Consider the following 22871-nt stretch of genomic DNA (forward strand, 5'->3'; position numbering starts at 1 on the left):
CGCAGCGGATTTACAAATAGAATATTTAATACAAAAAAGTGTTTTTCAAGATTATTAATATCTCCCCACAAATATTTAACGTACCCTATTTGATTCAATAATCACGTTTTGTAACAAAATATGCTACAATAAATAGCAGTTATTGTAACCGTTGGAGGGATAATTATGCCATCAGTAGTACGGACTAAGCATTTACTGGAAAACTTCAATTTAACTTTAGTAGCTGGTGAGGATGGGTTGCATCGTGAAATTACTACGAGTGATATTTCGCGGCCAGGGATCGAATTGACTGGTTATTTTAATTATTATCCTAAGGAACGGATACAATTAATTGGTAAAACGGAAATGAGTTACTTTCTCGACTTATCAGAAGAGGAACAAATTGATCGTGCGGAGCGTTTGTGTACAGATATAACACCAGGCATCGTCGTTTCAAATTGGTTGGACATTCCAGAAACTTTAATGGATGCTGCTAATTATGCAGGCGTACCGATTCTTAAATCCCCTCGAAAAACAACACGAGTAATTACTAGAATAACAAATTTTTTGGAAGTGAAGTTTGCACCTACAACAGCGATTCACGGGGTGCTTGTAGATGTATATGGTGTCGGTGTATTAATTACGGGCTCGAGTGGAGTAGGTAAAAGTGAAACAGCACTAGAATTAGTGAAACGGGGTCACCGTCTTGTAGCCGATGACAGTGTAGAAATACGTCAGGAGGACTACGACAGCTTAATTGGAAGTGCTCCTCCACTAATTGAACATTTGTTAGAAATAAGAGGGTTAGGAATAATAAATGTGATGACTTTATTCGGTGCGGGCTCCGTTAAAAACCATAAAAAAATTTCGCTCATTATTGAACTAGAATTATGGAATGATCATAAACAGTATGAACGTTTAGGTATCGAAGAAGAAACAATGAAAATTATGGACGTAACAATTCCAAAGGCGACTATTCCAGTACGACCGGGGAGAAACCTTGCTGTTATTATTGAAGTAGCCGCAATGAATTTCCGGCTAAAGCGAATGGGGGTTAATACAGCTGAGGAATTTTCGGATCAGTTAGCTACAATGATTAAACAAGGAAATGACGAAATGTACTAGGAGTGATTGATTTGATGTGCGATGCCCCTTCGTTAAACCGGGTATTTATTGAAGTAGGACCCATCTCAATTTATTGGTATGGTGTTATTATTGCTACGGGTTTGTTTTTAGGCTTGTATTTAGCTACAAAAGAAGCAGATCGGCTTGGGTTAAAAAAAGATCTTATAGTGGATTTAATAATGTTTGCTACACCGATAGCGATTATTTTTGCCCGTATATATTATGTACTATTTGAATGGGATCGATATAGCAGCGGTCCTTGGTGGAAAGTCTTTGCTGTTTGGGAAGGCGGTATTGCTATTCATGGAGCGCTAATAGGCTCCGTTTTAACTGCAATTGTTTTTGCACGAGTAAAGGATGTTTCTTTTTGGCAGCTGGCAGATATAGTCGCTCCAAGCTTAATTCTCGGTCAAGCGATTGGACGTTGGGGAAATTTTATGAACCAAGAAGCCCATGGTGGAGCAATTTCAGCATCTACATATGAAAGCTTTCATCAGTTTTTACCTGACTTTATTATGAATCAGATGTGTATTAATGGAATCATGTACCATCCGACATTTTTATATGAGTCTGTATGGAATATCATTGTATTTGTTATCTTACTTCTACTACGTAAATATAATCCGTTGCGTGGTGAATTGTTTTTATCCTATTTAATGCTTTACTCTGTTGGTAGGTACTTTATTGAAGGAATGCGAACCGATAGTCTTTATTTGATTGGGTCAATACGCACAGCTCAATTTATTTCTATTTTGCTTATAATTTCGGCAATCATTCTCATCATATATCGCCGAAAATCAAAAACAGTCCACCATGATTATAAAGGCAATCGACTGAAATCGCACCGCAAAAAAGGTAATAAAAATAAAAAGAAATAGACGTACATGTAGTTGTTTGAAATGAGGGGTAGATTTGGTCGGGACGTTAAAGCGAGGCTTACAGCAAGGGGTACATGTTTCATGGACGTTAGGTAAAATTGTTTTTCCTGTTACGTTATTCGTTATGATTTTACAGCATACACCAATACTACCGGCTTTTATCAAGCTTCTTAATCCGTTAATGGGTCTTATCGGGTTGCCAGGTGAAGCTGCTATGCCACTTGTGCTTGGAAATGCGCTTAACTTATATGCAGCAATTGGTGCCATTGTATCGTTTGAGTTTACTGTAAAAGAGGTTTTTATTTTAGCGGTTATGCTCTCTTTTTCCCATAATTTATTTATTGAGTCTTCTGTGGCATCTAAAGTCGGTGTGAGCTGGTGGTTAATCTCTGGTATACGAGTAGGTCTCGCGTTGTTCTCCGCGTTTATAATTAACCTCGTCTGGCAAGGCGGATCTGAATCCGCACAATACGGCTTTATAACAACATCAAATGTTGTACTGGATGGGTGGTTGGAAGTTGTCTTATATGGGATGCAAACAGCTTTTACAGCTGTAGTTCAATTAGCATTCGTCATATTCCCACTTATGCTTGCGATGCAGTTTTTACGGGAAAAAGGATGGTTGACTGCTCTTTCGAACCGTTTTGCACCATTTACTAAATTTCTAGGAATGGAAAGAAATACGTCTATGACCCTTATAACAGGATTAACAATTGGCTTGGCATTCGGTGCCGGTGTAATGATTCAAGCCGTTAAAGAGGACGGTGTATCTCGAAAAGATACAATTCTTGCGCTCATTTTCCTCGTATCCTGCCATGCGGTCATTGAGGATACAGTAATATTTATTCCGCTTGGCATACCTGTTTGGCCTTTACTTCTCATCCGTTTAGTAATGGCAATTGCTTTAACGATGTCGGTTGCTTTTATATGGAATAGAATGGACAAGAGAAAGGAAGTATATCATGCACATTGATACAGTTTTATTTGATCTCGATGGTACATTACTTGATACAAATGCTCTTATAATCGCGTCCTTCGAGCATACATTTCAGCACTATGGGTTAAGCTTTACAAAAGAGGAAATAATGGAGTTTAACGGCCCGCCGCTTATTGAAACGTTTCAGAAGGTTTATCCAGAACGGGCAACGGCAATGATCGATACATATAGAGAACACAATTTAAAACACCATGATCGGTTTGTTAAAGCATTTCCTTATGTTTTAGAAACGATTGATCAGCTTCAGAAGCAAAATATTAAGATGGCTATCGTTTCAGCTAAAATGCGTCATGGAGTTAAAAAAGGACTTGCATTAACAGGACTTGATCGTTTTTTTGATACTCTCATCACAATAGATGATGTTACTCACCCTAAGCCGCACCCAGAGCCGGTTTTAAAAGCAATGAACAGGCTAAATGCCGTTCCCGAATCGACAATAATGGTTGGCGATAACTATCACGATATAGAAGCAGGCAAAAATGCAGGAGTAAAAACGGCTGCAGTTGCTTGGAGTGAAAAAGGAAAAGACTATCTAATGGAATTTAAACCTACGTATATGCTGGAAGACATGCGAGACTTGTTAAAAATTGCTGGGGTGTAGTAAATGCGAAAAACGGAGCGTTTTTATGTCAGGGAAGTGAATTCCTTATGGCAAATATATAAAACAATTTCATTTTGGAAAGTAATGAAAAACTTCATTATTATTCAAATTGGACGTTATACGCCTTTTCTATCGGTTAAAAATTGGCTATATCGAACTTTTTTACGAATGAAGGTAGGAAAGCATACCTCTTTCGCCCTCATGGTTATGCCCGATGTAATGTTTCCAGAGAAAATATCAATTGGAGAAAATAGTATTATAGGCTACAATACAACTATTTTGGCGCATGAATATTTGATAACGGAATATCGGACAGGCTTCGTTACAATTGGGAATGAAGTGATGATTGGAGCGAATACGACCATCCTTCCGGGGATTACAATCGGAGATCGTGCAATTGTATCAGCGGGTTCTCTCGTTCATAAAGATGTCCCAGCTGGTGCATTTGTCGGAGGAAACCCAATGAAGCTAATTTATACAAAGGAAGAAATGGAAGAACGAAGAAAAACACTTCCAAAGCAATCGTAATGTACTTGCAGCTTAATCGTTTTATATAATAGGAAAGCACTAAACTGCAACGAAGTTTTTTTTATTTATTAAATGGTTATTATAAAGTAATGGACTTGAAAATAATTATAATAGCAATAGACATATGGTAAACTAGCATTAAGTGAAGCTGGGAACTATTGGCTAGAGGTAACAAAAAACCACAAGCAACTCATGCGATAAAGCATAAGTTTGTATTGTGGTTTTTTTCAAAATCGTACGAGCTAGACGAGAGGGGTGCGTGAAATGGGCAAGTTTTCTAGCTTGCATCGAAACCATATAAAAGCACAATTGCGACTAGAGCAGCTGGATGTATTGGTTATCGGCGGTGGAATAACAGGTGCTGGCATTGCATTGGATGCAGTTACTCGTGGACTTAAGACAGGGCTGGTGGAAATGCAAGATTTTGCAGCAGGTACATCAAGTCGTTCAACAAAGTTAATCCATGGCGGGTTACGCTATTTAAAACAATTTGAACTGAAGCTAGTTGCAGAGGTCGGACGAGAAAGAGCAATCGTTTATGAAAATGGCCCACATGTAACAACACCAGAAAAAATGCTGCTACCCTTTCATAAAGGGGGAAGCTTTGGCCCAATTACGACAAATATTGGCTTAAAGTTATACGATTGGTTAGCGGCAGTTAGGAAAGAAGATCGTCGTACAATGCTCAACAGTGAAGAGACACTTCAAGTTGAACCGCTTATAAAACGAGAAGGACTTAAAGGTGCTGGATATTACGTTGAATACAAAACGGATGATGCACGTTTGACAATTGAAGTGCTCAAAAAGGCCGTTGAAAAAGGAATCCACGCCTTACATTATACAAAGGTAATTGACTTCCTTTATTTTGCAGATCAATCAATACGTGGGGTTATCGTAGAGGATCAATTAACTGGAGAGACGTATGAGCTTTTCGCAAAAAAAGTAATTAATGCAACTGGGCCATGGGTAGACTCACTTCGAAAGGTAGATGACTCTTTACAAGGAAAGGAATTAGTATTAACGAAAGGCGTGCATATCGTTTTTTCCAATCGCAGCTTTCCTTTACAACAAGCGGTCTATTTTGATGCCCCGGACGGTCGCATGATTTTTGCTATTCCGAGAAACGATAAAACGTATGTCGGCACGACCGATACAAGCTATGAGGGAAATATTGCGACCCCTCAAGTAACGGTAGCTGATGCAACGTATCTTTTAAATGCAATTCAACATATGTTTCCTAGTCTGAAGCTTACAAAACAAGACATCGAATCGAGCTGGGCAGGCTTACGTCCATTAATTTCTAATGAAGGGAAAAATCAAGCAGAACTATCACGCAAGGATGAAATTTTTCTTTCCAATACCGGACTTATTACAATTGCCGGCGGGAAACTAACCGGCTATCGAAAAATGGCCGAAGATGTCATTAATCTAGTCGTTGCCCAGCTGAAGGAAAAAAGTAATGCGCAATATGCTGCTTCCAGTACGAAACATTTGCCAATCTCAGGAGGGGACGTAGGTGGTTCAAGCGGTTGGCCAGCTTTCTTTAAGGAGAAACTGCTTGAAGCAGCTGAGTTGGGGGTAAATGAGTCGATAGCGTCTCCATTAATTAATATGTATGGATCGAATGTATCTCGAGTTTTTACAATATATGAGAAATACAAAGAGACAGCTAAAAGCCTAGCAATAGATGCAATGATTTTCGCACAGTTAATTTATGCGATCGAATATGAATCCGTCTATTCGCCTGCAGACTTTTTTGTACGAAGAACGGCAGCAATTTACTTTCATATTGACTCGGTTATTCAGCATAAAAATCAAGTGATTTCTTATATGGCAACTCGATTAAGCTGGGACGAACATGAAAAAGCACGGCATCAGGCTGAATTGGACCAATTGTTAAGTGAGGCGTCCCTTTATCACTAATAAAAGACACGTGCGCATCTTTTAAAAAAGAAAGTATACGTAAAATGTTTGTAGGAAATCAAATGAGCTATTTATTGTGACTACGTTTATCTAGTAAGATGTTGTTCTTTTACTCCTATGCGCAAATGGACTATATGTAACTCCAGGTGGAAAAGCAATAATAGAAAATTCATTTAAGAAGTTAGGAAAAACTTCCTAAATTAGTTGAGACATTGTCCACGGAAAGCGCAGTATATGTCAACGGCGGCGGTAACTACACCGTATTAAAATAGAAACTAAACAAAAATATGATATTTCAAAATTCTAATATCCTTCCCCACAAATACGTGATCCAATCAAGAAAAGTATGAGTAAAATGTTTGTGGGGGAACAGATGCACGAATCTAACTAGATAATATGTGATCAATTTTACTTCGAATGATATACACATGAATAACACCGTTGATTTTCACTGCAGGTGGATGCTTTCCGCGGGCACGGCTTCAGCCTCCTCGGAAGAAAACCACTTCCTGCGGGGTCTTCAGACGCTTGCTGTTCCCTCTGGAGTCTTCGTGTATATCTTCTGCGGTCGGTAGGAATCAACACTAATAGTAACGAATACAAAGAGAGGTTTTTTAACTTCTTAAAATAACACCCACAAATACGTGACTCAATCTCAAGAAAAAAACCGTTAGCAAACAAACGAAAAAAGAGGTAAGATGACAAGTAGAGTATCGGTCATGTTAATTCGTACATTTTACACTTTTGGCATTGAAGCTGGTTCGGTTATTACGAAAGCCAAGCGCACATCTGAACGAGTTTACAAATAAGTAGCCGTAATTATATAAACGACGATTTGAAATAATTATCTTCCATAAAGGAGGCAAAAAAATGGAATCGTATATTTTAGCTCTCGATCAAGGTACGACTAGCTCGCGCGCTATTTTGTTCAATAAATCCGGTCAAGTAGTTGAAATGGTACAAAAAGAGTTTCAACAATATTTTCCTGAAGCAGGTTGGGTGGAGCACGACGCGATAGAGATTTGGGAAACAATGCACTATTGTATTAAGCAAACGCTTAAGAAAAGCAGCATAGAGCCGGGCCAAATAGAAGCTATAGGAATTACGAATCAACGGGAGACGACTGTTGTATGGGATCGGCATACAGGCAAACCAATTTATAGAGCAATCGTTTGGCAATCAAGGCAAACAGCTCCTATTTGCCAAGAATTACGGAATAATGGATATAATGAACTGTTTAGGAAAAAAACAGGCTTGCTTCTTGACCCTTATTTTTCTGGGACAAAGGTTAAATGGATTCTAGAACACGTTGACGGCGCAAAAGAAAAAGCGACTAACGGTGATTTATTGTTTGGAACGATGGATACATGGATCGTACACCAATTGACTGGTAAAGAGCTGCATATAACCGATTATTCGAATGCTTCCCGAACATTAATGTACAACATTCATACGTTAGAGTGGGATGAAGAACTGTTACATATACTCGACATTCCACAATCCATGCTACCTGAGGTACGTCCATCTTCTGAAGTGTATGGAACGACCGATGAAAGCTTTTTTTCCGGGCACGAGCTTCCTATTGCTGGTATTGCAGGAGATCAGCAAGCCGCTTTATTTGGGCAAGCTTGTTTTGAACCTGGCATGATGAAAAACACGTACGGAACAGGCAATTTCATGTTAATGAATACGGGAGAAGAAGTGATCGAATCAAAAAATGGACTCCTTACAACGATCGCCTGGGGAGTGAATGGGAACGTAGAATATGCGCTAGAAGGCAGTGTTTTTGTAACAGGTTCCGCTATTCAATGGTTACGAGATGGATTGCAAATAATTGACGCGTCATCGGAAAGTGAGCAGCTTGCAAAGAAAGTTAAAGACACTGCAGGCGTATATGTAGTACCTGCATTTGTAGGCTTAGGCGCTCCGTATTGGGATAGCGCAGTGCGTGGTACGATGTTTGGGATTACAAGAGGTACGACAAAAGAACATATTGCTCGTGCAACACTCGAATCGATTGCTTATCAAACAGCTGACGTCGTGGATGCGATGACCGCTGATTCGAAAATTGAATTAAAAAAGCTGCGCGTGGATGGCGGTGCAGTTACGAACAATTTTTTAATGGAATTTCAAAGCAATATACTCGGTGTTGAGGTTGAACGTCCAGTTGTTAATGAAACAACAGCTTTAGGTGCAGCTTATTTGGCAGGGCTCGCAGTAGGTTTTTGGAAAAGCAAACAAAACATTACAGACCAATGGCACGTGGATCGAACATTTTATCCAACATTTGCTGAAGATAAAAGGGAAAACTTGTATAATGGCTGGAAAAAGGCGGTGCGAGCAGCTCAGGCCTTCAAATAAACGTTTCGTTCGATAGCTACAAACGCGACAATAAACTTAACGCATTTGCATGTGTGGCTGAACAGGCAGCAGTCGATCATTTTATGTTTCATATACTTCCATGAACTTCTAATTGTATTTTAAGCAAATGCCTACTAAAACAAGTGTGAATCTCTTATAATGGATCGTAGCGCCTGTTATCCGCTAGGAGGATAGTTTTGCAAAAAAGAAGTAATAAAGCATATAAAAATGAAAATATAATTACGTTTATACCAGAAGGAGATTTTTATTTCTCCAAAGGTGTTGAAGCTTTTCAAAAGGGGAAATTTGACGTAGCGATCAAATGGTTAAAAAAAGCAATTTATAAAGCACCGAATGATCCGGTCTACGAGAGCCAATTAGCAGCAATCTATACAGAGATGGGCCAATTTGATCAATCAAATCGCTTGCTAGAAAAATTAGTACAAGTTTACGGAGAAAAATATATTGATTGTCATTATTTGCTAGCAAACAATTATGCACATTTAGGCCTGTTTCAAACTGCGAAAAAGCATGCACATATGTACTTGGATCATGAAAATGAAGGCGAGTTTAAGGAAGAATTAGAAAGCTTATTGCATTTAATTGATGAAGAAGAACTTTTAGAAACGGAAATAGACGAAGATTTTTTAATGTACCGTGAAAGTGTTCTGGATTATATGGAGCAATCGGAATGGGAAAATGCGTTACCATTACTTAGGGAAATGCGCATGCTTTATCCCGAAGATCAATTAACAAAGCATCAGTTTACGACTGCTTTGTTCTTTTCTGGGAATGAACGAGAAGCAATAAATGAAGAATGGAACTATCTTAAAGAAGACCCATCTATATTAATGAGTTATTTGAACTTATCCATATTTTATTATGAATTAAATGAAAAACAATCGTTTGAGAACATGATTAATGTAATACAAAATGTATATCCTATACATGAAGAAAAGAAATTGCAGCTAGCAATTACATTAGCGAGGACGAACCATTACGATCAAGCATATGTACGATTTAAAATGATTAAAGATCCAATCGTTAAAAATGAATATCGATATTATAAATGGTTTAGTTTAACGGCATACCGAATTGGGAAAATAGATATAGCAAATAGCATTATTGAAAAAGGGTCTACCTATTATTCATATTTAAAAAGAGAGAAAGAATGTTGGTAGAAGATGAGCAAAAAATTAGACGAAATGATTCTCATCGTTTAAGCTATAAAAGGGTAATAAAATAATAATTATTATTAAAAGAACATTACTTTAAAAAACAAATTATATTACAGAAGAGAAAGGGCGAGAATGATGTCTGAAGAACGTATATATGATGTGATCATAGCAGGTGCAGGACCAGCAGGAATGACAGCGGCCGTTTATGCATCTCGAGCTAATTTAGACACTGTAATGATCGAACGTGGTATTCCAGGCGGACAAATGGCTGACACGGAAGATATTGAAAATTTCCCGGGTTTTGAACATGTTTTAGGCGCAGACTTATCAAATAAGATGTTCGAGCATGCGAAGAAATTCGGTGCAGAATACGCCTATGGTGAAATTAAAGACGTCGAAGATCACGGAGATTATAAAGTTGTAAAAGCTGGAAATAAAGAATATAAAACAAGAGCACTTATCGTTACGACTGGAGCTCAATATAAAAAGCTAGGTATTGAAGGAGAGGCAGAGTTAACAGGGCGCGGTGTATCATACTGCGCAGTATGTGACGGTGCATTCTATAAAGAAAAGGAGCTTGTCGTTATCGGTGGCGGTGACTCTGCAGTAGAAGAAGGAATTTATTTAACTCGTTTCGCAAGCAAAGTAACGATTGTTCATCGCCGTGATGAATTGCGTGCCCAGAAGATTATTCAAGAAAGAGCATTTGCCAATGAAAAAATCGACTTTATTTGGGATACCGTTGTCGAAAAAATAAACGGACCAGAAGGAAAAGTTAGTTCTGTCTCACTTCGAAATGTAAAGACAGATGAATCGTATGACCACCCAATTGAGGGCGTGTTTGTTTATATTGGAATGGTGCCATTAAGTGAGCCGTTTAAGTCACTCGGTATCGTTAATGAAGAAGGGTATATCCCGACAAATGAAAATATGGAAACAAAGGTTCCAGGTGTTTTTGCAGCTGGGGATATTCGTGAAAAAGAATTACGACAAATTGTAACGGCTACAGGCGACGGAAGTATTGCAGCGGAGACAGCACAAAAATATATTGAAGAATTGTCCGAGAAGCTCAAAACAGTAAAAACTTCCTAAAAGGCATAAAAATTACGTAGAAAGTAATTGCTTTTTAACTAATTTGTAACATATTCGCAATAAAATTAGTGTATAATATAGATAAACTAATTGACCCCCTTTAATAAATTAGTTGTTTTGCACAGGTGTTGTATGCCTGTGCTTTTTTTTAGGCTTACGACAGGCCGAGTAAATAGATAACACATACTTCAGTTTTTATAACGGAATTTAACTACATAGCTAAACGAAACAAAAGCTATGAGAAAATAGATATAAAACATACAAAATACGTATTTTTCCCCTTCTCATTTCTTTGTTCCTTTTCATTTTAATACGGTATAATAAATATAGGGTCAACTCGTTGATAGTAACGTGCACCCAATCGGATATGTATTAATTATGGTGCTGTAATCGTAATTTCGAAACGTCGCTATACACCTCCATTATAATTGCGCTTTTCATTAAGGAAAGGACAAAAGGTGTGTGCGAACTCGATGATCCGCTTGTTGCATATAGGTAGATTGTAGACACTTTACTCCATATTGTGATAAAGGAAGTCAAGAAATTGCTTTTTCCATTGTACAAATACAGATTAGAAAAAGATATAACGTATTATAAAAGATGAATCATTCGTTTACGATGTTTTTTCACACACTTTGGATGATCTGTTGCATTCATAATCGATTTGATCATTCTGATAAGGGAGGATCACAATGAGAAATTCCGAAAAAGAAACAAAGCTTGTTATTATTACAGGGATGTCTGGAGCCGGGAAAACGTTAGCAGTACAAAGCTTTGAAGACCTTGGATATTACTGTGTAGATAATTTGCCACCTACGTTACTTCCAAAGTTTTTGGAGCTAATGAAGGATTCAACAAACAATATTACGAAGGTTGCACTTGTAATTGATTTACGAGGGAGAGAGTTTTTTGATTCGTTATTTGAAGGCCTTGATTTCCTCGCAAATGAAGACTGGCTAGAAGAACATATAATTTTTTTGGATGCGACGAATGAGACGCTCGTTAGCCGCTATAAAGAAACGAGAAGATCTCATCCGCTAGGTGCAGGTGGGCTTCCGCTAGAAGGTATAAAGCAAGAAAGAGAAATTCTTGATGAGTTAAGAGGTAGGGCACATAAAATTATTGACACAACCAATTTAAAGCCGAAAAATCTCCGTGAAAAAATTGCCGATATTTACCGAGAAGAAAATCAATCTACATTTTCTGTACATCTTGTTTCTTTTGGATTTAAGTATGGTATACCAATCGATGCTGATTTAGTGTTTGATGTTCGCTTCTTGCCAAATCCGCATTATGTAGCACATATGAAGCCATTGACAGGGCTTGATAAAGAGGTTTCTGAGTACGTCTTTAAATGGTCAGATACGCAAAAATTTACTGATAAAGTGCTCGATTTACTGCAATTTATGCTGCCTCAATATAAAAAAGAAGGTAAGTCCCAACTTGTTATTGCGATCGGATGTACCGGAGGACAGCATCGTTCTGTAGCACTTACCGAATATTTTGCTAAACAACTTTCGCCTGCTTACAAAGCGCACATAAGCCATCGGGATATTCATAAGAGAAAGGGACATTAATATGGTTAGGGAGAAAAAGCCGCGAATCGTTGTCATTGGCGGTGGTACGGGGATGCCAGTGTTATTGCGCGGATTAAAAGATATGCCTATTGAATTAACTGTACTCGTAACGGTTGCAGATGATGGCGGAAGTTCAGGGCGCTTGCGTGAGGAAATGGCAATGCCAGCACCTGGAGATATTCGAAATGTCATTGCTGCTCTTTCTGACGTAGAGCCATCGTTAATTGAATTGTTTCAACATCGATTTTCAAGCGGGAATGGTTTGTCTGGTCATTCAATGGGTAACCTTTTATTAGCAGCAATGACTACAATAAAAGGCGATTTTAATAACGGGATAAAAGAAATATCTCGTATTTTTAATGTAAAAGGTAAGATTTTCCCAATTTCAAATGATAATCTTTTACTTCATGCAGAGATGAAGGATGGAACAATTGTATCTGGTGAATCAAGTATTCCACTAGAGAATAAACAGATAAAACGTGTTTTCTTAAGTCCTGAGCCACTTAAACCATTGCCGAATACAATAAAAGCGATCGAAAATGCAGACTTAGTCGTTATATCGCCTGGAAGTCTTTATACGAGTATTTTACCGAATTTAATTATTCCACGAGTAGAGCAGGCGATTCGTGATACGAAAGCTAAAGTTGTCTATGTGTGCAATGTAATGACTCAGGAAGGGGAGACAACAGGCTACACAGCAGCTGACCATGTCGAAGCGCTTACTGACCATATTGGCCAAGGGACGATTGATGCAGTAGTGGTAAACAATCGCCCAATTGCCAAAAAAGTAAAAGATGTATATGCGGAAGAAAACGCAAAACCAGTAGTATATGATACCGATCGATTGCTGAAAATGGGATTGGATGTAATTGAAGGAGATATTGTTGACGACTCTAAAATGATGCTGCGACATGATAACGAAAAAATAGCAAAATTGCTCTATTCCCTCGTACAAAAAAATGATTGATGTTGCTTTTTAAAAGCAGAAAAGGAGGGTATCGATTGTCTTTTGCCTCGGAAATAAAAAAAGAACTGACGAGCATACCTGTGGACGATTGTTGCGAGCAAGCAGAACTTGCAGCACTTATTAGAATGAATGGTGTCTTATCTGTATCAAAACACGGATATACACTCGATGTTCAAACTGAAAATGCTGCAATTGCCCGACGAATGTATACGTTAATAAAGTCAATATATCCATATACTGTAGAATTACTCGTTCGCAAAAAAATGAAGCTTAAAAAGAATAACGTGTATATTGCTCGATTGAAAAATAATGTAAAAGACGTATTAAAGGAACTGGATATTATGAATGAACAAAAAACGTTTATTCGGACGATATCCAGTAGTGTGCGAGAGAACAACTGCTGTAGGCGCTCTTATTTGCGGGGTGCATTTTTAGCAGGTGGTTCAATTAACAATCCGGAGACATCCTCTTACCATTTGGAAATATTCAATTTTTATGAAGAACATAACACATCTCTTTGTAAATTGTTAAATGACTTTGGCTTACGTGCCCGAACACTGCAACGTAAAAATGGATATATCGTTTATATGAAGGAAGCTGAAAAAATTACCGAGTTTTTAAATATTATAGGCGCACACAATGCACTCTTTAAATTTGAAGATGTTCGCATCGTCCGGGATATGCGTAATTCGGTAAACCGACTCGTTAATTGTGAAACCGCGAATTTGAATAAAACAATTAGTGCAGCGATACGACAAGTAGAAAGCATTCAATTTATCGAAAAAACGGTTGGTCTGGAAATATTACCGGATAAATTAAGAGAAATAGCGATTGCTCGTGTAAATTATCCAGATGTTACATTAAAAGAACTTGGTGAACTTGTTGACAGTGGAAAAATTTCAAAATCAGGCGTTAATCATCGGTTAAAAAAAATAGATGAGATTGCAGAGAAAATAAGAAGGGGAGACAAAGTGTTAGAAAATTAAGAAACTTAAATTGCAATAGTTTCATTTGCATGAAATACATGATATAATAGCTGTAATTTCCGACAGTGCGAGAAGCAATTAACATATTTATTACATATAAGTTCGATTGTTTCATTGACGTATATATAGTGAGAATAAATAACAAGCCGATAACGGTATGGTATGAGATCGCTTACGACAGGAATGAATGAAAGGATGATTGGATTGGTTGAAAAATCAGTAGAAGTTGAATTGGAAACCGGTTTGCAGGCTAGACCAGCTGCGCAATTTGTACAAGAGGCGAATCGTTACACATCGGATTTGTTTCTTGAAAAAGATGGGAAAAGAGTAAATGCAAAGAGTATAATGGGACTAATGAGCTTAGCAATTGCAAGAGGCGAATCCATTACATTAATTGCTGAAGGACCGGATGAAAGCGTTGCGCTTGAGCACCTTGTTTCGTTTGTATCTAAATCATAACTATTTTCCTATAGTTGATTGTGAATAAAGTAACAAGTCAAAAAATGACACGTAGATAATCTCCGATTGAGGAATACCTACTCATGAAGTAGAACGAAAACATGAAAGCTTGCGTTTTGATTTCACTGACTTGCACTGCAGCTGACAGGCTTTCCGCGGGAACGGCCTCAGCTTTTGTAGCTCCTCTACCCGAGTCGCTACAGTGATCTTCGGACGCTTGCTATTTCCTCAGGAGTCCGTAGATTTTCGTTCCAGTCAGCTTAAAGAGGGCTAATAGCGTTATTACACACACTTCCCTACCAACAAGTAATGTGATTTTTCTTTACCAACGTCTTATTTTGTACAACCAAAAAATAAGTCAGGCCATCTATCAAACATAGGATATCTAGCCTGACTTATTTTAATGCCCTTGCGCATACGTTTAAGTTAAATACTGCTTAATAGTAATAGAGCATGCATATGCGCTTCTTTAGTTTGACGCTTTGATAGCGTATTGTTCATTATAAATTGACTGGAAAAGCATCCATTATTGAACGCCAAAAGAAAACGCTAGCGAATTCTTAATTTCTCTCGGTTAAACGAAAGGAATAAGTGTATTTGCTAACGATTTATTATAAATCCAGTTATTTATCTTCTTTTCTAGCAAGTATCTTATCGATAAGACCGTATTCTACCGCACGTTCAGCGGACATAAAGTTATCACGATCTGTATCTGCCTCAATAACATCAATCGGCTGTCCTGTACGATCAGCTAAGATTTCATTAATTTTTTCACGCATTTTAATAATTCTTTTAGCGTGTATTTCAATATCGGACGCTTGCCCCTGTGTTCCACCGAGTGGCTGATGAATCATTACTTCACTGTTTGGAAGAGCATATCGTTTTCCTTTTTCTCCAGCGGCAAGTAAAAAAGCTCCCATAGAAGCGGCCATGCCTGTACAAATTGTGGAGACATCCGATTTAATAAACTGCATCGTGTCATAAATCGCCATTCCTGCTGAAATAGATCCACCAGGTGAATTAATGTATAATGAAATATCTTTGTTTGGATCCTCTGCTTCTAAAAAAAGCAGTTGAGCAACGATCGAATTAGCAACATTGTCGTCAATTGCACTACCAAGCATAATAATACGATCTTTTAGTAAACGTGAGTAAATGTCATATGCGCGTTCACCGCGATTTGTTTGTTCAATAACTGTTGGAATTAAAACCATGTGTACATCCTCCTTTAAATCTTTCTGGATTCCCATTGGGTATGTTTTTATCATAACTAAATGGTCAATAAAGGTCAAACAAAAAGTTTGTCAATAAGCAAACATATCATTCATCGTACCCTTATTTTAAAGTAAATAAACGTTTTTCCGATTAGAAAATGAGCTAATAATGGATGCTATGCTGCCTCGTATATATTGAATTCAAAAAACAAACAAAATGAGAATCATCTTATATATTCTTATTATACGTTAACGAAGCGTTGACCGCATCTATTGAATAAAGTGTCATCTAGCATAACGAGGAGTTCATGCTCGTAACGTAAGCTGTTGAACCTCTTAATTCAAAACGCACTAGCGCATTTTTCGCATTTGTAAAATAGACAAATTCTGAACAATATTAATACGAGCGGTTACAGAGTATTCATAAAGACAGTAATTAAAAATAAATCTAGTGAAAGTACTTGTATATATATAGTAAGGGCGTTATAATATCGTATGTACGTCATTTAAATAGTATGCGCTCGTAGCTCAGGGGATAGAGCATTGGTTTCCGGTACCAAGAGTCGGGGGTTCAAATCCTCCCGGGCGCGCTAGTGTTAAGGCTATATATAGCAAGGGTTACAGCGTTTTTGTTCCCTTGCTATTTTTACTTAAAAAAGTGGGATTGGTCACGAAGTGGTCACAACATGTTTTAGATCGAAGCTTTTATCGAACATTTCATCTAATTTTTGCGCTGCTGATTCTTGCATATTTGGAAGCATATGTGAGTAGGTGTCCATAGTGATTTCTATACTCGAATGACCTAGTCGCTCTTGTACAATTTTTGGATGTACATTTAGATTAAATAATAAACTGGCGTGCGTGTGCCTTAAATCGTGAAATCGTATTTTCTTTAGTTCAACGCCATTTTTTATTAATTTATCTCGTCTTAATCTGAACGATCTACTTAAATTCGTTGGTAAAATAAACGTGCCTGACTTGGTAGCTGCAACAAATCCTTCATCATTATAATCTTCACCTAACTTCATTTTATGTTCATTCTGCTTATTTTTATGTTTTTTCAATTCAAATAATAATCCTTCAGACATCGTGATTGATCGATAACTCGATGTGTTTTTTAAATCATTTAATTCGTAACCATCTTCACTTTTTTTGATTGCCCTCTGTACATAAATTTTCCTGTTCTCCAAATCAACACAGTCCCATTTCAAACCTAACACTTCACCTCTGCGCATACCTGTAAAAGCTCCTAAATAATAGGCAATAAAATGAATATGATCTCTTGAATTTTCCAGGAAGGTATTTACCTCTTTCGCGTTCCAAAACTGCTGTTCGATTTTAGATACACGTACTGAATCCGCAACAGTGGCAATATTTGTTTGTATTTCTCCCATTTTTACTGCCATATTCAAGCAATTTGTAATGATTCGGTGTATATGATGCACAGATCGTGTTGATAAAGTTTTTTTATCTAATAATGCATCATAAAAACGTTGTAAATGCATTGGTCTTAAATCCTGCATTTTTAAATACCCAAGAGCAGGCTCTATGTGATTGATTATATATGATCTATAATGTGTATAGGTGCTGTAAGCAACTCTTTTCTCTTTATGTTTTAACCAACCCATTAAGTATTTACCGAACGTTTCATTTGTCGGCTCTACATAAGTTCCACGGTTCAATTCGGCCATCATATCTACCATAGCTTTTCTTGCTTTCTTCTCGCTCGTAAATCCCGACACACGCTTTTGTCTACGTTTTTTAGTAACTGGATCCCGGCCGATATCGATAACAAATGAATATTTTTTTCCGCGTTTAGCTATATGACCTCGCATTTTCCATCCTCCCTATCATTTTACTTTCATACATTTCTAGTCTCGTATAAGCAAAGTCAAATTCAACATTAAACAGATTCATAACGTCATAGATCGTCACCTCTTTCAATTTTTGTAGCATAAAAGTGGGAATGCAAAAATGATAACTGAAATATTCTGCTTGGTTTTCTTGGAGTTGTAAAAACGAGATCGGGAGATGACCTTGCCTTCCTGCATGAATTAAAACATGGCATATTTCATGTCCGAAATCTTGCCATTTTTGCTGGTGCGTCAACCCTTCACTTAAGAAAATCTTACTTTTACCTTTATAATGATAAGCTGCACTTGAAAATTTCCAGGATAAAACTTCAACGTCCATCAACACTGAAATGTTATCAACAGTTAATTGGTCTGGACTGTTGATAAAAAGAGATTTATAAAACTTATTGATGTAAGATTCCGTCCTGTTCACAAAATCCCCCTTGAAACAGAATGTGTGTTCGTGTTAATTGTATAAAGAGGGGTGTACAAATTAATGTACACCTATTGCTTTATTCTAAATTATCAATAGCGTATTGCGCTTCTTCTTCGGTAAATTTCTCCCCATATTCTGAAATTAATTGATCAAATATAGCATCATTTGACATATCCATCGTTTCAGCATATGATATTGCCTTTTTCAGAGCGTTTTCTTTCCAGTCGAACTCGATATTATCCATGGCATATTTTGCGGCTTCTTCAGGGAAGTTTTCCCCATGTTCCGAAACTAATTGATCATAAATGCCTGCTTTTGACATGTGCATAGTACTAGCATATGATTCAGCTTTATTTAGTGCCGCCTTGTGTTCCCTTGGAACATCATCATTTTCTTCTTCTGGTTCTTCTACAGGTTCTTCGTCGGTCTCTTCGGCCTTTTCCTCTGGTTCTTCTACTACTTCCTGTTCTTGTTCATTTTCGACACTTTCTGAAGCTGCAGTCTCGGCGGTTTCCTCATCACCTTTATCATCTCCACCACCTGTAGCAACGGCAATTACAACCACAACAACTATTAACCAAACCCACCATTTTTTATAAAATGGCTTTTTCATCTTTTCTGACACTTTACATCCCCCTTATGTTTCAATATATAAGATAAAAATATATAAAATTTAACACCACAAATTAAATTTGCGGCGTTATTAATCATGATGTGATATTCGGTGCAGTAAATTATGCCTATTAGTCATCTAAAAAAACACGACAAATAAAAGTCGTGATGTTTGTCGTGGTGTTAGTCTTGATCTTTCTTAAACGCTTCCCAAACTCGCTTGAGCATCCTTAATTCATCCTCTTTTGATGGCAATTCTTTGTACCATCGTTCAAGTTCGGGATCATCTATAAATGCTTTGAATGCTTCTTCTTCGTTTAGATGTGGTTGGTCGCTGTGACCTAGTAAGTAATCGGTTGTTACGTCAAAAAATGTGGCAAGCTTCTTTACTGTTTCGTGATCAGATTCACTTTGGCCATTTTCATATTTAGCATAACCTTGTCTGCTAACCCCTAAATAATCTGCCATATCTTGTTGTGTTAACTTTTTATCTTTCCTTAATTTCTTTAATCTCTTAGGGAACATTTATTATCAACCCTTCTATTAACTTACTATATTATATAGCAACAAAGAGTTGCTTTAAAGGAAATAAAACGAAAAGCAATATAAAGTTGCATTTTATACTTGACAGCAACAAAAAGTAGCGTATAATAGGATTTAGTTAGCAACCAAACGTTGCAAAATGAGAGGTGATAACATGAACAAAAAAGAATTAAATCGCATTTTGGTAGATGCACGTAATGAAAAAAAATTAACTCATGAACAAGTTGCTTTGTACGCTAGTGATTATTTACCAGAAGATAAAACCATATCACGACAGTATTACGGAATGATTGAAAATGTTGTTAGAGTTCCATCTGTTGATGTCGCAAAATCTGTAGCTAAAGTCTTAGATGTTAATTGGACAATTTTTTTTGAAGTTGAATGCAACCAAACGTTGCAAAAACAAGCCATATAGGAGGTGAGAGCATGATTAACCATTATATTACAAAGTACGAAGAAGATGGTATTCGTTTTGCAGAATCTTGGATTCAATTAAATATTTTCGGACTTTGTTGGTGTTTTTCTAAAAGGAAAATCAAGTTATAGAAGTCATTGCGTGAACAATGACCTCTACAGGATTATTGTTTTTTCCATTTATGACCTTTTTCTTGAGTGGGAGGTAGGCGGTCGCCAGGATCAATTTTTACAGTTCTCGGCTTATTGACCTTTCCACCTCTTGGACCAACTTCTTTGTATTTTCCAGGTCGTTGGTTATCCATTCCAGGCTTTTTCAAACTAGCTATGGTATTCACCCCCCTTAGAAAAATAAGAAACTATGTTCTTATATAACAGCTTACCACAATATGTAGTGGCAAACAATTGAAAGGAGATACCATATATTGAATTTAAAGCGAATTAGAAAGTCAAAAGGTATATCTCGTTACAAGTTAGCGAAATTGAGTGGTTTAAATGAATCAACATTGCAAAACATCGAAAACAGCAATGATCCAAACCCCACCTTTAAGGTGATGTGCAAACTTGCAGACGCATTAGGTATTACTTTAGACGATTTAAGGAGGTGATTGAATGAAAAAAGCTAAACCATCCAGTCTTGAGTATCACAATATAAAAGGACCAAAAAGAACTCGATTGATCCAAGAAAGAAAGAATAAAAACCTCACTCAAAAAGAATTAGCAAAACTATTAAATACTTCAAAAGCAACTGTGGGTTTTTTAGAGAACGGGAGAACGAAACCCAGTCTTGAACTTTCATTAAAGATTGAACAGGTTTTTAATCAGCCATTCGAAATTCTTTTTCCAGATTTATAAAAAAGTGCTTGACAAGGAGTACACGCATTTTTTCCAATTAACCGAAGCAGGTGAAGCAAAGTAAAACATGGTGAAATGAAAATATCGATAACTCAATTTTGTAAGTAATATCTAACACTAAACGAAAGAAAATAAAACAAGAATTGGAAAATGCCTAATTTGTTAGTCTGAAATCAAAACAATAACCAGGAGGTAAAAATATGGATCAATTAGTTTTTAAAAACAATGACGAAGTAGTTACGAGTTCAAGGAATGTCGCAAGAGATTTTGACAAGAAACATAAACACGTGCTGGATGCAATCGATTCAATGCAGGGGGTAGCCGAAAATTGGGCAAGCCTATTTTATGAGACAACTTACATCCATGAACAGAATAAGCAAGAGTACAGACAATATTTAATTAATCGTGACGGTTTTACATTATTAGTTATGGGCTTTACTGGAAGACAAGCAATGCAATTCAAGATTAATTACATGAACGCTTTTAACCAGATGGAAAAAGAACTTAGTAAACCAAGAGTCTTGTCTGAAAAAGAACAACTAAAAGCATCTATGAAACTATCACTAGAAGCGTCAGAAACACTAGAAGAGCATAACGAACGCATTACCAACTTAGAAGAAACAATGCGCATCGATGGAAACCAAGAGCATGTTATCCGGAAAAAGGCAAATAGCATCGTTGTTGAAACATTGGGCGGTAAATCTTCCCCTGCATATAAGGGAATGGCGTTCAAAGTATTTTCAGCTTTTTGGAGAGACTTTAAGAACCATTTTGAAATACCAAGGTATGGTGAACTGCCAAAGAAAAAATTTGAAGATGGATTGCGCTTTATTGGAATGTGGCAACCTTCAACAAGTCTAAGAATTGAAATTGATAATCAAAATAGGCAGCAATCCATTCGAGAGGTGATCTAAGTGTCTATGGAAGAAGTTATCCGACAAATCGTGCGAGAGGAAAACGAGAAGCACTTGCAGGACATCAAGCACTTGCTCGAATCGCACGGGTATAACGAGGTTCCGAGATTTCTGACAGTGAAAGAGGCGGCGCAAATTTTGCGCTTTGGAATCACTCGTACATACGAACTTTGTCAGCAATCAGAATTTAATGGGTTTCCGGCCTTGCGGGATGGCAACCGGATCCGCATACCTTACACGGCTATGATGAACTGGATTGAACAGCAAACAAAACAAGCAATCTAAGGGGGGGTGGTACTTATATAATAATACTTTTTTCTTTGGATTAGTATTCCGATTCGGAATAAAGGAAGGGGGATAGAAGATGAAATACGGCGCGATTTTAAAAGCGTGCCGTGATCGAGAAGGAATTAGTCAAGAAGAGTTAGCGGATAAGTTGTATATCAACCAATCGGACGTTTCTAAATACGAGAACGGCACGAAAGAACCGAGTATTTCGATGGTACAAGCTTGGGTAACAAATACGCACTCGCAGGAAGTGATGGTTGCATTTTTATGCGGAGTTGATGGTTTAAGCATATTACAAAACTTACTAGATTCTGGAATAACAGCAGTCGGAACAATCTTACTAGGAGTGATTTTTTGAAGGTAAACGATGGACATGCAGCTATTGTAGGCGCAGTTATACTGATCTGTTTTATCATTAGCCAAATTTAGGAGGGGTCATATGAAATTACATGAACATTTTTTGCCGAATGATCTATATGAAGCTTCAAAAGAATTTCATAGCTTCAAGGATTGCTTAGCACTTGTAACGGCTCATATAGACAAAGGAGAAATAGAAATAGAATTAGCACAACATAGATCTGTAGATATGATTAAGTCTTTACACGAATTAGTACAGCTTGCACGAAAGAAGAATGAAATAGATCGTCGGAACAGATTGTTGGAACAAATGGGTGCTGCAGGAATAAATATACAAGTTGTGAGGATGTACAAGCATGAGTGATCGATTTGTTAAAAGCTTTTATCTGTTGTGTTTTATCGGAACGTTGGCGCTTTTGTACTACACGATGATCAATGCATGAGAGGAGTGATCAATTTGGATTTGAAAGAGTTAAATTCTCATTCAAAAGCACTATCAAAAGCAGAAAGAATAGGTATTACTTGTTTGACGGGGCAAAGTTTTCATCTAGAAAAGGAAATGTTTTTGGATATCGTTACTAATCATGAATTGAATGTAGAAAAAGTATTCACTAAAAGTGGAAATTATCATTTAAGTTTTTGGTTAAACGGTTATGAATACATTACTTTTGTAACCGCGCAAGAACATCAAGAAGCATTTGAAGGACATAAAAAAATGACTAGCTAGGCACTAG

27 protein-coding genes and 1 tRNA gene are annotated in these 22871 nt (G+C 37.2%); 22 read left to right on the forward strand and 6 right to left on the reverse strand.

Going from position 1 to position 22871, the window contains the following annotated elements; genetic code table 11:
* Positions 1 to 165 precede the first annotated feature (165 nt).
* The 13 genes from hprK (at position 166) to ACLIBH_RS07315 (ending at position 14651) form a co-directional block, all read left to right on the forward strand.
* Entirely contained in the window at positions 166 to 1104 is a 939-nt protein-coding gene (gene hprK / locus ACLIBH_RS07255; protein WP_439316035.1) for an HPr(Ser) kinase/phosphatase, read from the forward strand.
* A gap of 14 nt (positions 1105 to 1118) precedes the next feature.
* Entirely contained in the window at positions 1119 to 1982 is an 864-nt protein-coding gene (gene lgt / locus ACLIBH_RS07260; RefSeq protein WP_439316036.1) for a prolipoprotein diacylglyceryl transferase, read from the forward strand.
* Between the two features lie 34 nt (positions 1983 to 2016).
* Entirely contained in the window at positions 2017 to 2955 is a 939-nt protein-coding gene (locus ACLIBH_RS07265) for a nucleoside recognition domain-containing protein (protein WP_439316037.1), read from the forward strand.
* Positions 2945 to 3580 carry a pyrophosphatase PpaX gene (gene ppaX, locus ACLIBH_RS07270; protein ID WP_439316038.1) on the forward strand — a complete coding sequence of 212 codons (636 nt, stop codon included), beginning with the start codon at positions 2945 to 2947 and terminating at the stop codon, positions 3578 to 3580. Before ACLIBH_RS07265 ends, ppaX begins: the two co-directional genes overlap by 11 nt.
* Before the next feature lie 3 nt (positions 3581 to 3583).
* Complete coding sequence (locus tag ACLIBH_RS07275; protein ID WP_439316039.1) at positions 3584 to 4108, forward strand: acyltransferase; 525 nt, start codon at positions 3584 to 3586, stop codon at positions 4106 to 4108.
* A gap of 264 nt (positions 4109 to 4372) precedes the next feature.
* The gene (locus ACLIBH_RS07280) at positions 4373 to 6031 is read left to right on the forward strand and encodes a glycerol-3-phosphate dehydrogenase/oxidase (protein ID WP_439316040.1); all 1659 of its coding nucleotides are present in this window, start codon (positions 4373 to 4375) and stop codon (positions 6029 to 6031) included.
* A gap of 870 nt (positions 6032 to 6901) precedes the next feature.
* Positions 6902 to 8392, forward strand: coding sequence for a glycerol kinase GlpK (glpK, locus tag ACLIBH_RS07285; protein ID WP_439316041.1), 1491 nt, complete (start codon positions 6902 to 6904; stop codon positions 8390 to 8392).
* Between the two features lie 197 nt (positions 8393 to 8589).
* Complete coding sequence (locus ACLIBH_RS07290; protein ID WP_439316042.1) at positions 8590 to 9573, forward strand: tetratricopeptide repeat protein; 984 nt, start codon at positions 8590 to 8592, stop codon at positions 9571 to 9573.
* A gap of 132 nt (positions 9574 to 9705) precedes the next feature.
* Complete coding sequence (gene trxB / locus ACLIBH_RS07295) at positions 9706 to 10662, forward strand: thioredoxin-disulfide reductase (protein ID WP_439316104.1); 957 nt, start codon at positions 9706 to 9708, stop codon at positions 10660 to 10662.
* 692 nt (positions 10663 to 11354) lie between these two features.
* On the forward strand, positions 11355 to 12239 hold the full coding sequence (gene rapZ, locus ACLIBH_RS07300) for an RNase adapter RapZ (RefSeq protein ID WP_439316043.1): 885 nt from the start codon (positions 11355 to 11357) through the stop codon (positions 12237 to 12239).
* Between the two features lies 1 nt (position 12240).
* The gene (locus ACLIBH_RS07305) at positions 12241 to 13206 is read left to right on the forward strand and encodes a gluconeogenesis factor YvcK family protein (RefSeq protein WP_439316044.1); all 966 of its coding nucleotides are present in this window, start codon (positions 12241 to 12243) and stop codon (positions 13204 to 13206) included.
* A gap of 35 nt (positions 13207 to 13241) precedes the next feature.
* A complete protein-coding gene (whiA, locus tag ACLIBH_RS07310) occupies positions 13242 to 14192 on the forward strand; it encodes a DNA-binding protein WhiA (protein ID WP_439316045.1) in 951 nt (316 codons plus the stop codon).
* Positions 14193 to 14396: 204 nt separating this feature from the next.
* Positions 14397 to 14651 (forward strand): HPr family phosphocarrier protein, encoded by a 255-nt coding sequence (locus tag ACLIBH_RS07315; protein WP_439316046.1) that lies wholly within the window; start codon positions 14397 to 14399, stop codon positions 14649 to 14651.
* 623 nt (positions 14652 to 15274) lie between these two features.
* Here the strand turns inward: ACLIBH_RS07315 and clpP are convergent.
* Positions 15275 to 15865, reverse strand: coding sequence for an ATP-dependent Clp endopeptidase proteolytic subunit ClpP (clpP, locus tag ACLIBH_RS07320; protein ID WP_439316047.1), 591 nt, complete (start codon positions 15863 to 15865; stop codon positions 15275 to 15277).
* Between the two features lie 517 nt (positions 15866 to 16382).
* On the opposite strand from clpP, the gene ACLIBH_RS07325 reads away from it, so the two are divergent.
* Positions 16383 to 16455 (forward strand) — tRNA-Arg (locus tag ACLIBH_RS07325).
* 78 nt (positions 16456 to 16533) lie between these two features.
* On the opposite strand, the gene ACLIBH_RS07330 is transcribed toward ACLIBH_RS07325, so the two are convergent.
* From ACLIBH_RS07330 to ACLIBH_RS07345, 4 genes are all read right to left on the reverse strand, one after another.
* Positions 16534 to 17700 (reverse strand): tyrosine-type recombinase/integrase, encoded by a 1167-nt coding sequence (locus tag ACLIBH_RS07330; protein WP_439316048.1) that lies wholly within the window; start codon positions 17698 to 17700, stop codon positions 16534 to 16536.
* Positions 17681 to 18151 carry an ImmA/IrrE family metallo-endopeptidase gene (locus ACLIBH_RS07335; protein WP_439316049.1) on the reverse strand — a complete coding sequence of 157 codons (471 nt, stop codon included), beginning with the start codon at positions 18149 to 18151 and terminating at the stop codon, positions 17681 to 17683. The genes ACLIBH_RS07330 and ACLIBH_RS07335 overlap by 20 nt, the downstream gene beginning before the upstream one ends.
* A gap of 79 nt (positions 18152 to 18230) precedes the next feature.
* Positions 18231 to 18779, reverse strand: coding sequence for an Ltp family lipoprotein (locus tag ACLIBH_RS07340; RefSeq protein WP_439316050.1), 549 nt, complete (start codon positions 18777 to 18779; stop codon positions 18231 to 18233).
* 170 nt (positions 18780 to 18949) lie between these two features.
* Positions 18950 to 19291, reverse strand: a complete 342-nt coding sequence (locus ACLIBH_RS07345; RefSeq protein WP_439316051.1) for a helix-turn-helix domain-containing protein — start codon at positions 19289 to 19291, stop codon at positions 18950 to 18952.
* A 172-nt stretch (positions 19292 to 19463) separates the two neighbouring features.
* Between ACLIBH_RS07345 and ACLIBH_RS07350 the strand changes: the two genes are divergently transcribed.
* Complete coding sequence (locus ACLIBH_RS07350) at positions 19464 to 19724, forward strand: helix-turn-helix transcriptional regulator (RefSeq protein WP_439316052.1); 261 nt, start codon at positions 19464 to 19466, stop codon at positions 19722 to 19724.
* 163 nt (positions 19725 to 19887) lie between these two features.
* On the opposite strand, the gene ACLIBH_RS07355 is transcribed toward ACLIBH_RS07350, so the two are convergent.
* Positions 19888 to 20061 carry a YjzC family protein gene (locus tag ACLIBH_RS07355; protein WP_439316053.1) on the reverse strand — a complete coding sequence of 58 codons (174 nt, stop codon included), beginning with the start codon at positions 20059 to 20061 and terminating at the stop codon, positions 19888 to 19890.
* Between the two features lie 87 nt (positions 20062 to 20148).
* Between ACLIBH_RS07355 and ACLIBH_RS07360 the strand changes: the two genes are divergently transcribed.
* The 7 genes from ACLIBH_RS07360 (at position 20149) to ACLIBH_RS07390 (ending at position 22864) form a co-directional block, all read left to right on the forward strand.
* On the forward strand, positions 20149 to 20331 hold the full coding sequence (locus tag ACLIBH_RS07360; RefSeq protein ID WP_439316054.1) for a helix-turn-helix domain-containing protein: 183 nt from the start codon (positions 20149 to 20151) through the stop codon (positions 20329 to 20331).
* A gap of 4 nt (positions 20332 to 20335) precedes the next feature.
* Complete coding sequence (locus ACLIBH_RS07365; RefSeq protein ID WP_439316055.1) at positions 20336 to 20578, forward strand: helix-turn-helix transcriptional regulator; 243 nt, start codon at positions 20336 to 20338, stop codon at positions 20576 to 20578.
* 200 nt (positions 20579 to 20778) lie between these two features.
* Positions 20779 to 21492 carry an ORF6C domain-containing protein gene (locus tag ACLIBH_RS07370; RefSeq protein ID WP_439316056.1) on the forward strand — a complete coding sequence of 238 codons (714 nt, stop codon included), beginning with the start codon at positions 20779 to 20781 and terminating at the stop codon, positions 21490 to 21492.
* 6 nt (positions 21493 to 21498) lie between these two features.
* Complete coding sequence (locus tag ACLIBH_RS07375; RefSeq protein WP_439316105.1) at positions 21499 to 21777, forward strand: helix-turn-helix domain-containing protein; 279 nt, start codon at positions 21499 to 21501, stop codon at positions 21775 to 21777.
* A 79-nt stretch (positions 21778 to 21856) separates the two neighbouring features.
* Positions 21857 to 22138: a helix-turn-helix domain-containing protein gene (locus ACLIBH_RS07380; RefSeq protein WP_439316057.1), complete on the forward strand. Its 282-nt coding sequence runs from the start codon at positions 21857 to 21859 to the stop codon at positions 22136 to 22138.
* An 81-nt stretch (positions 22139 to 22219) separates the two neighbouring features.
* Positions 22220 to 22501, forward strand: a complete 282-nt coding sequence (locus ACLIBH_RS07385) for a hypothetical protein (protein ID WP_439316058.1) — start codon at positions 22220 to 22222, stop codon at positions 22499 to 22501.
* A gap of 93 nt (positions 22502 to 22594) precedes the next feature.
* Positions 22595 to 22864: a hypothetical protein gene (locus ACLIBH_RS07390; protein ID WP_439316059.1), complete on the forward strand. Its 270-nt coding sequence runs from the start codon at positions 22595 to 22597 to the stop codon at positions 22862 to 22864.
* The last annotated feature ends 7 nt before the right edge of the window (positions 22865 to 22871 follow it).

The sequence above is a fragment of the Virgibacillus sp. W0430 genome (genome assembly GCF_051846935.1).
Classification (GTDB): Bacteria; Bacillota; Bacilli; order Bacillales; family Amphibacillaceae; genus JBPYCR01.

Excerpts from the sequence above, each read along its gene's own strand:
- ACLIBH_RS07280 (WP_439316040.1), top strand. The coding sequence starts at position 4,373 with ATGGGCAAGTTTTCTAGCTTGCATCGAAACCATATAAAAGCACAATTG.
- ACLIBH_RS07305 (WP_439316044.1), top strand. The coding sequence starts at position 12,241 with ATGGTTAGGGAGAAAAAGCCGCGAATCGTTGTCATTGGCGGTGGTACG.
- ppaX (WP_439316038.1), top strand. The coding sequence starts at position 2,945 with ATGCACATTGATACAGTTTTATTTGATCTCGATGGTACATTACTTGAT.
- trxB (WP_439316104.1), top strand. The coding sequence starts at position 9,706 with ATGTCTGAAGAACGTATATATGATGTGATCATAGCAGGTGCAGGACCA.
- glpK (WP_439316041.1), top strand. The coding sequence starts at position 6,902 with ATGGAATCGTATATTTTAGCTCTCGATCAAGGTACGACTAGCTCGCGC.
- ACLIBH_RS07345 (WP_439316051.1), bottom strand. The coding sequence starts at position 19,291 with ATGTTCCCTAAGAGATTAAAGAAATTAAGGAAAGATAAAAAGTTAACA.
- hprK (WP_439316035.1), top strand. The coding sequence starts at position 166 with ATGCCATCAGTAGTACGGACTAAGCATTTACTGGAAAACTTCAATTTA.
- ACLIBH_RS07275 (WP_439316039.1), top strand. The coding sequence starts at position 3,584 with ATGCGAAAAACGGAGCGTTTTTATGTCAGGGAAGTGAATTCCTTATGG.
- ACLIBH_RS07375 (WP_439316105.1), top strand. The coding sequence starts at position 21,499 with ATGGAAGAAGTTATCCGACAAATCGTGCGAGAGGAAAACGAGAAGCAC.
- lgt (WP_439316036.1), top strand. The coding sequence starts at position 1,119 with ATGTGCGATGCCCCTTCGTTAAACCGGGTATTTATTGAAGTAGGACCC.
- ACLIBH_RS07365 (WP_439316055.1), top strand. The coding sequence starts at position 20,336 with ATGAAAAAAGCTAAACCATCCAGTCTTGAGTATCACAATATAAAAGGA.
- ACLIBH_RS07330 (WP_439316048.1), bottom strand. The coding sequence starts at position 17,700 with ATGCGAGGTCATATAGCTAAACGCGGAAAAAAATATTCATTTGTTATC.
- rapZ (WP_439316043.1), top strand. The coding sequence starts at position 11,355 with ATGAGAAATTCCGAAAAAGAAACAAAGCTTGTTATTATTACAGGGATG.
- clpP (WP_439316047.1), bottom strand. The coding sequence starts at position 15,865 with ATGGTTTTAATTCCAACAGTTATTGAACAAACAAATCGCGGTGAACGC.
- ACLIBH_RS07380 (WP_439316057.1), top strand. The coding sequence starts at position 21,857 with ATGAAATACGGCGCGATTTTAAAAGCGTGCCGTGATCGAGAAGGAATT.
- ACLIBH_RS07385 (WP_439316058.1), top strand. The coding sequence starts at position 22,220 with ATGAAATTACATGAACATTTTTTGCCGAATGATCTATATGAAGCTTCA.
- ACLIBH_RS07370 (WP_439316056.1), top strand. The coding sequence starts at position 20,779 with ATGGATCAATTAGTTTTTAAAAACAATGACGAAGTAGTTACGAGTTCA.
- ACLIBH_RS07350 (WP_439316052.1), top strand. The coding sequence starts at position 19,464 with ATGAACAAAAAAGAATTAAATCGCATTTTGGTAGATGCACGTAATGAA.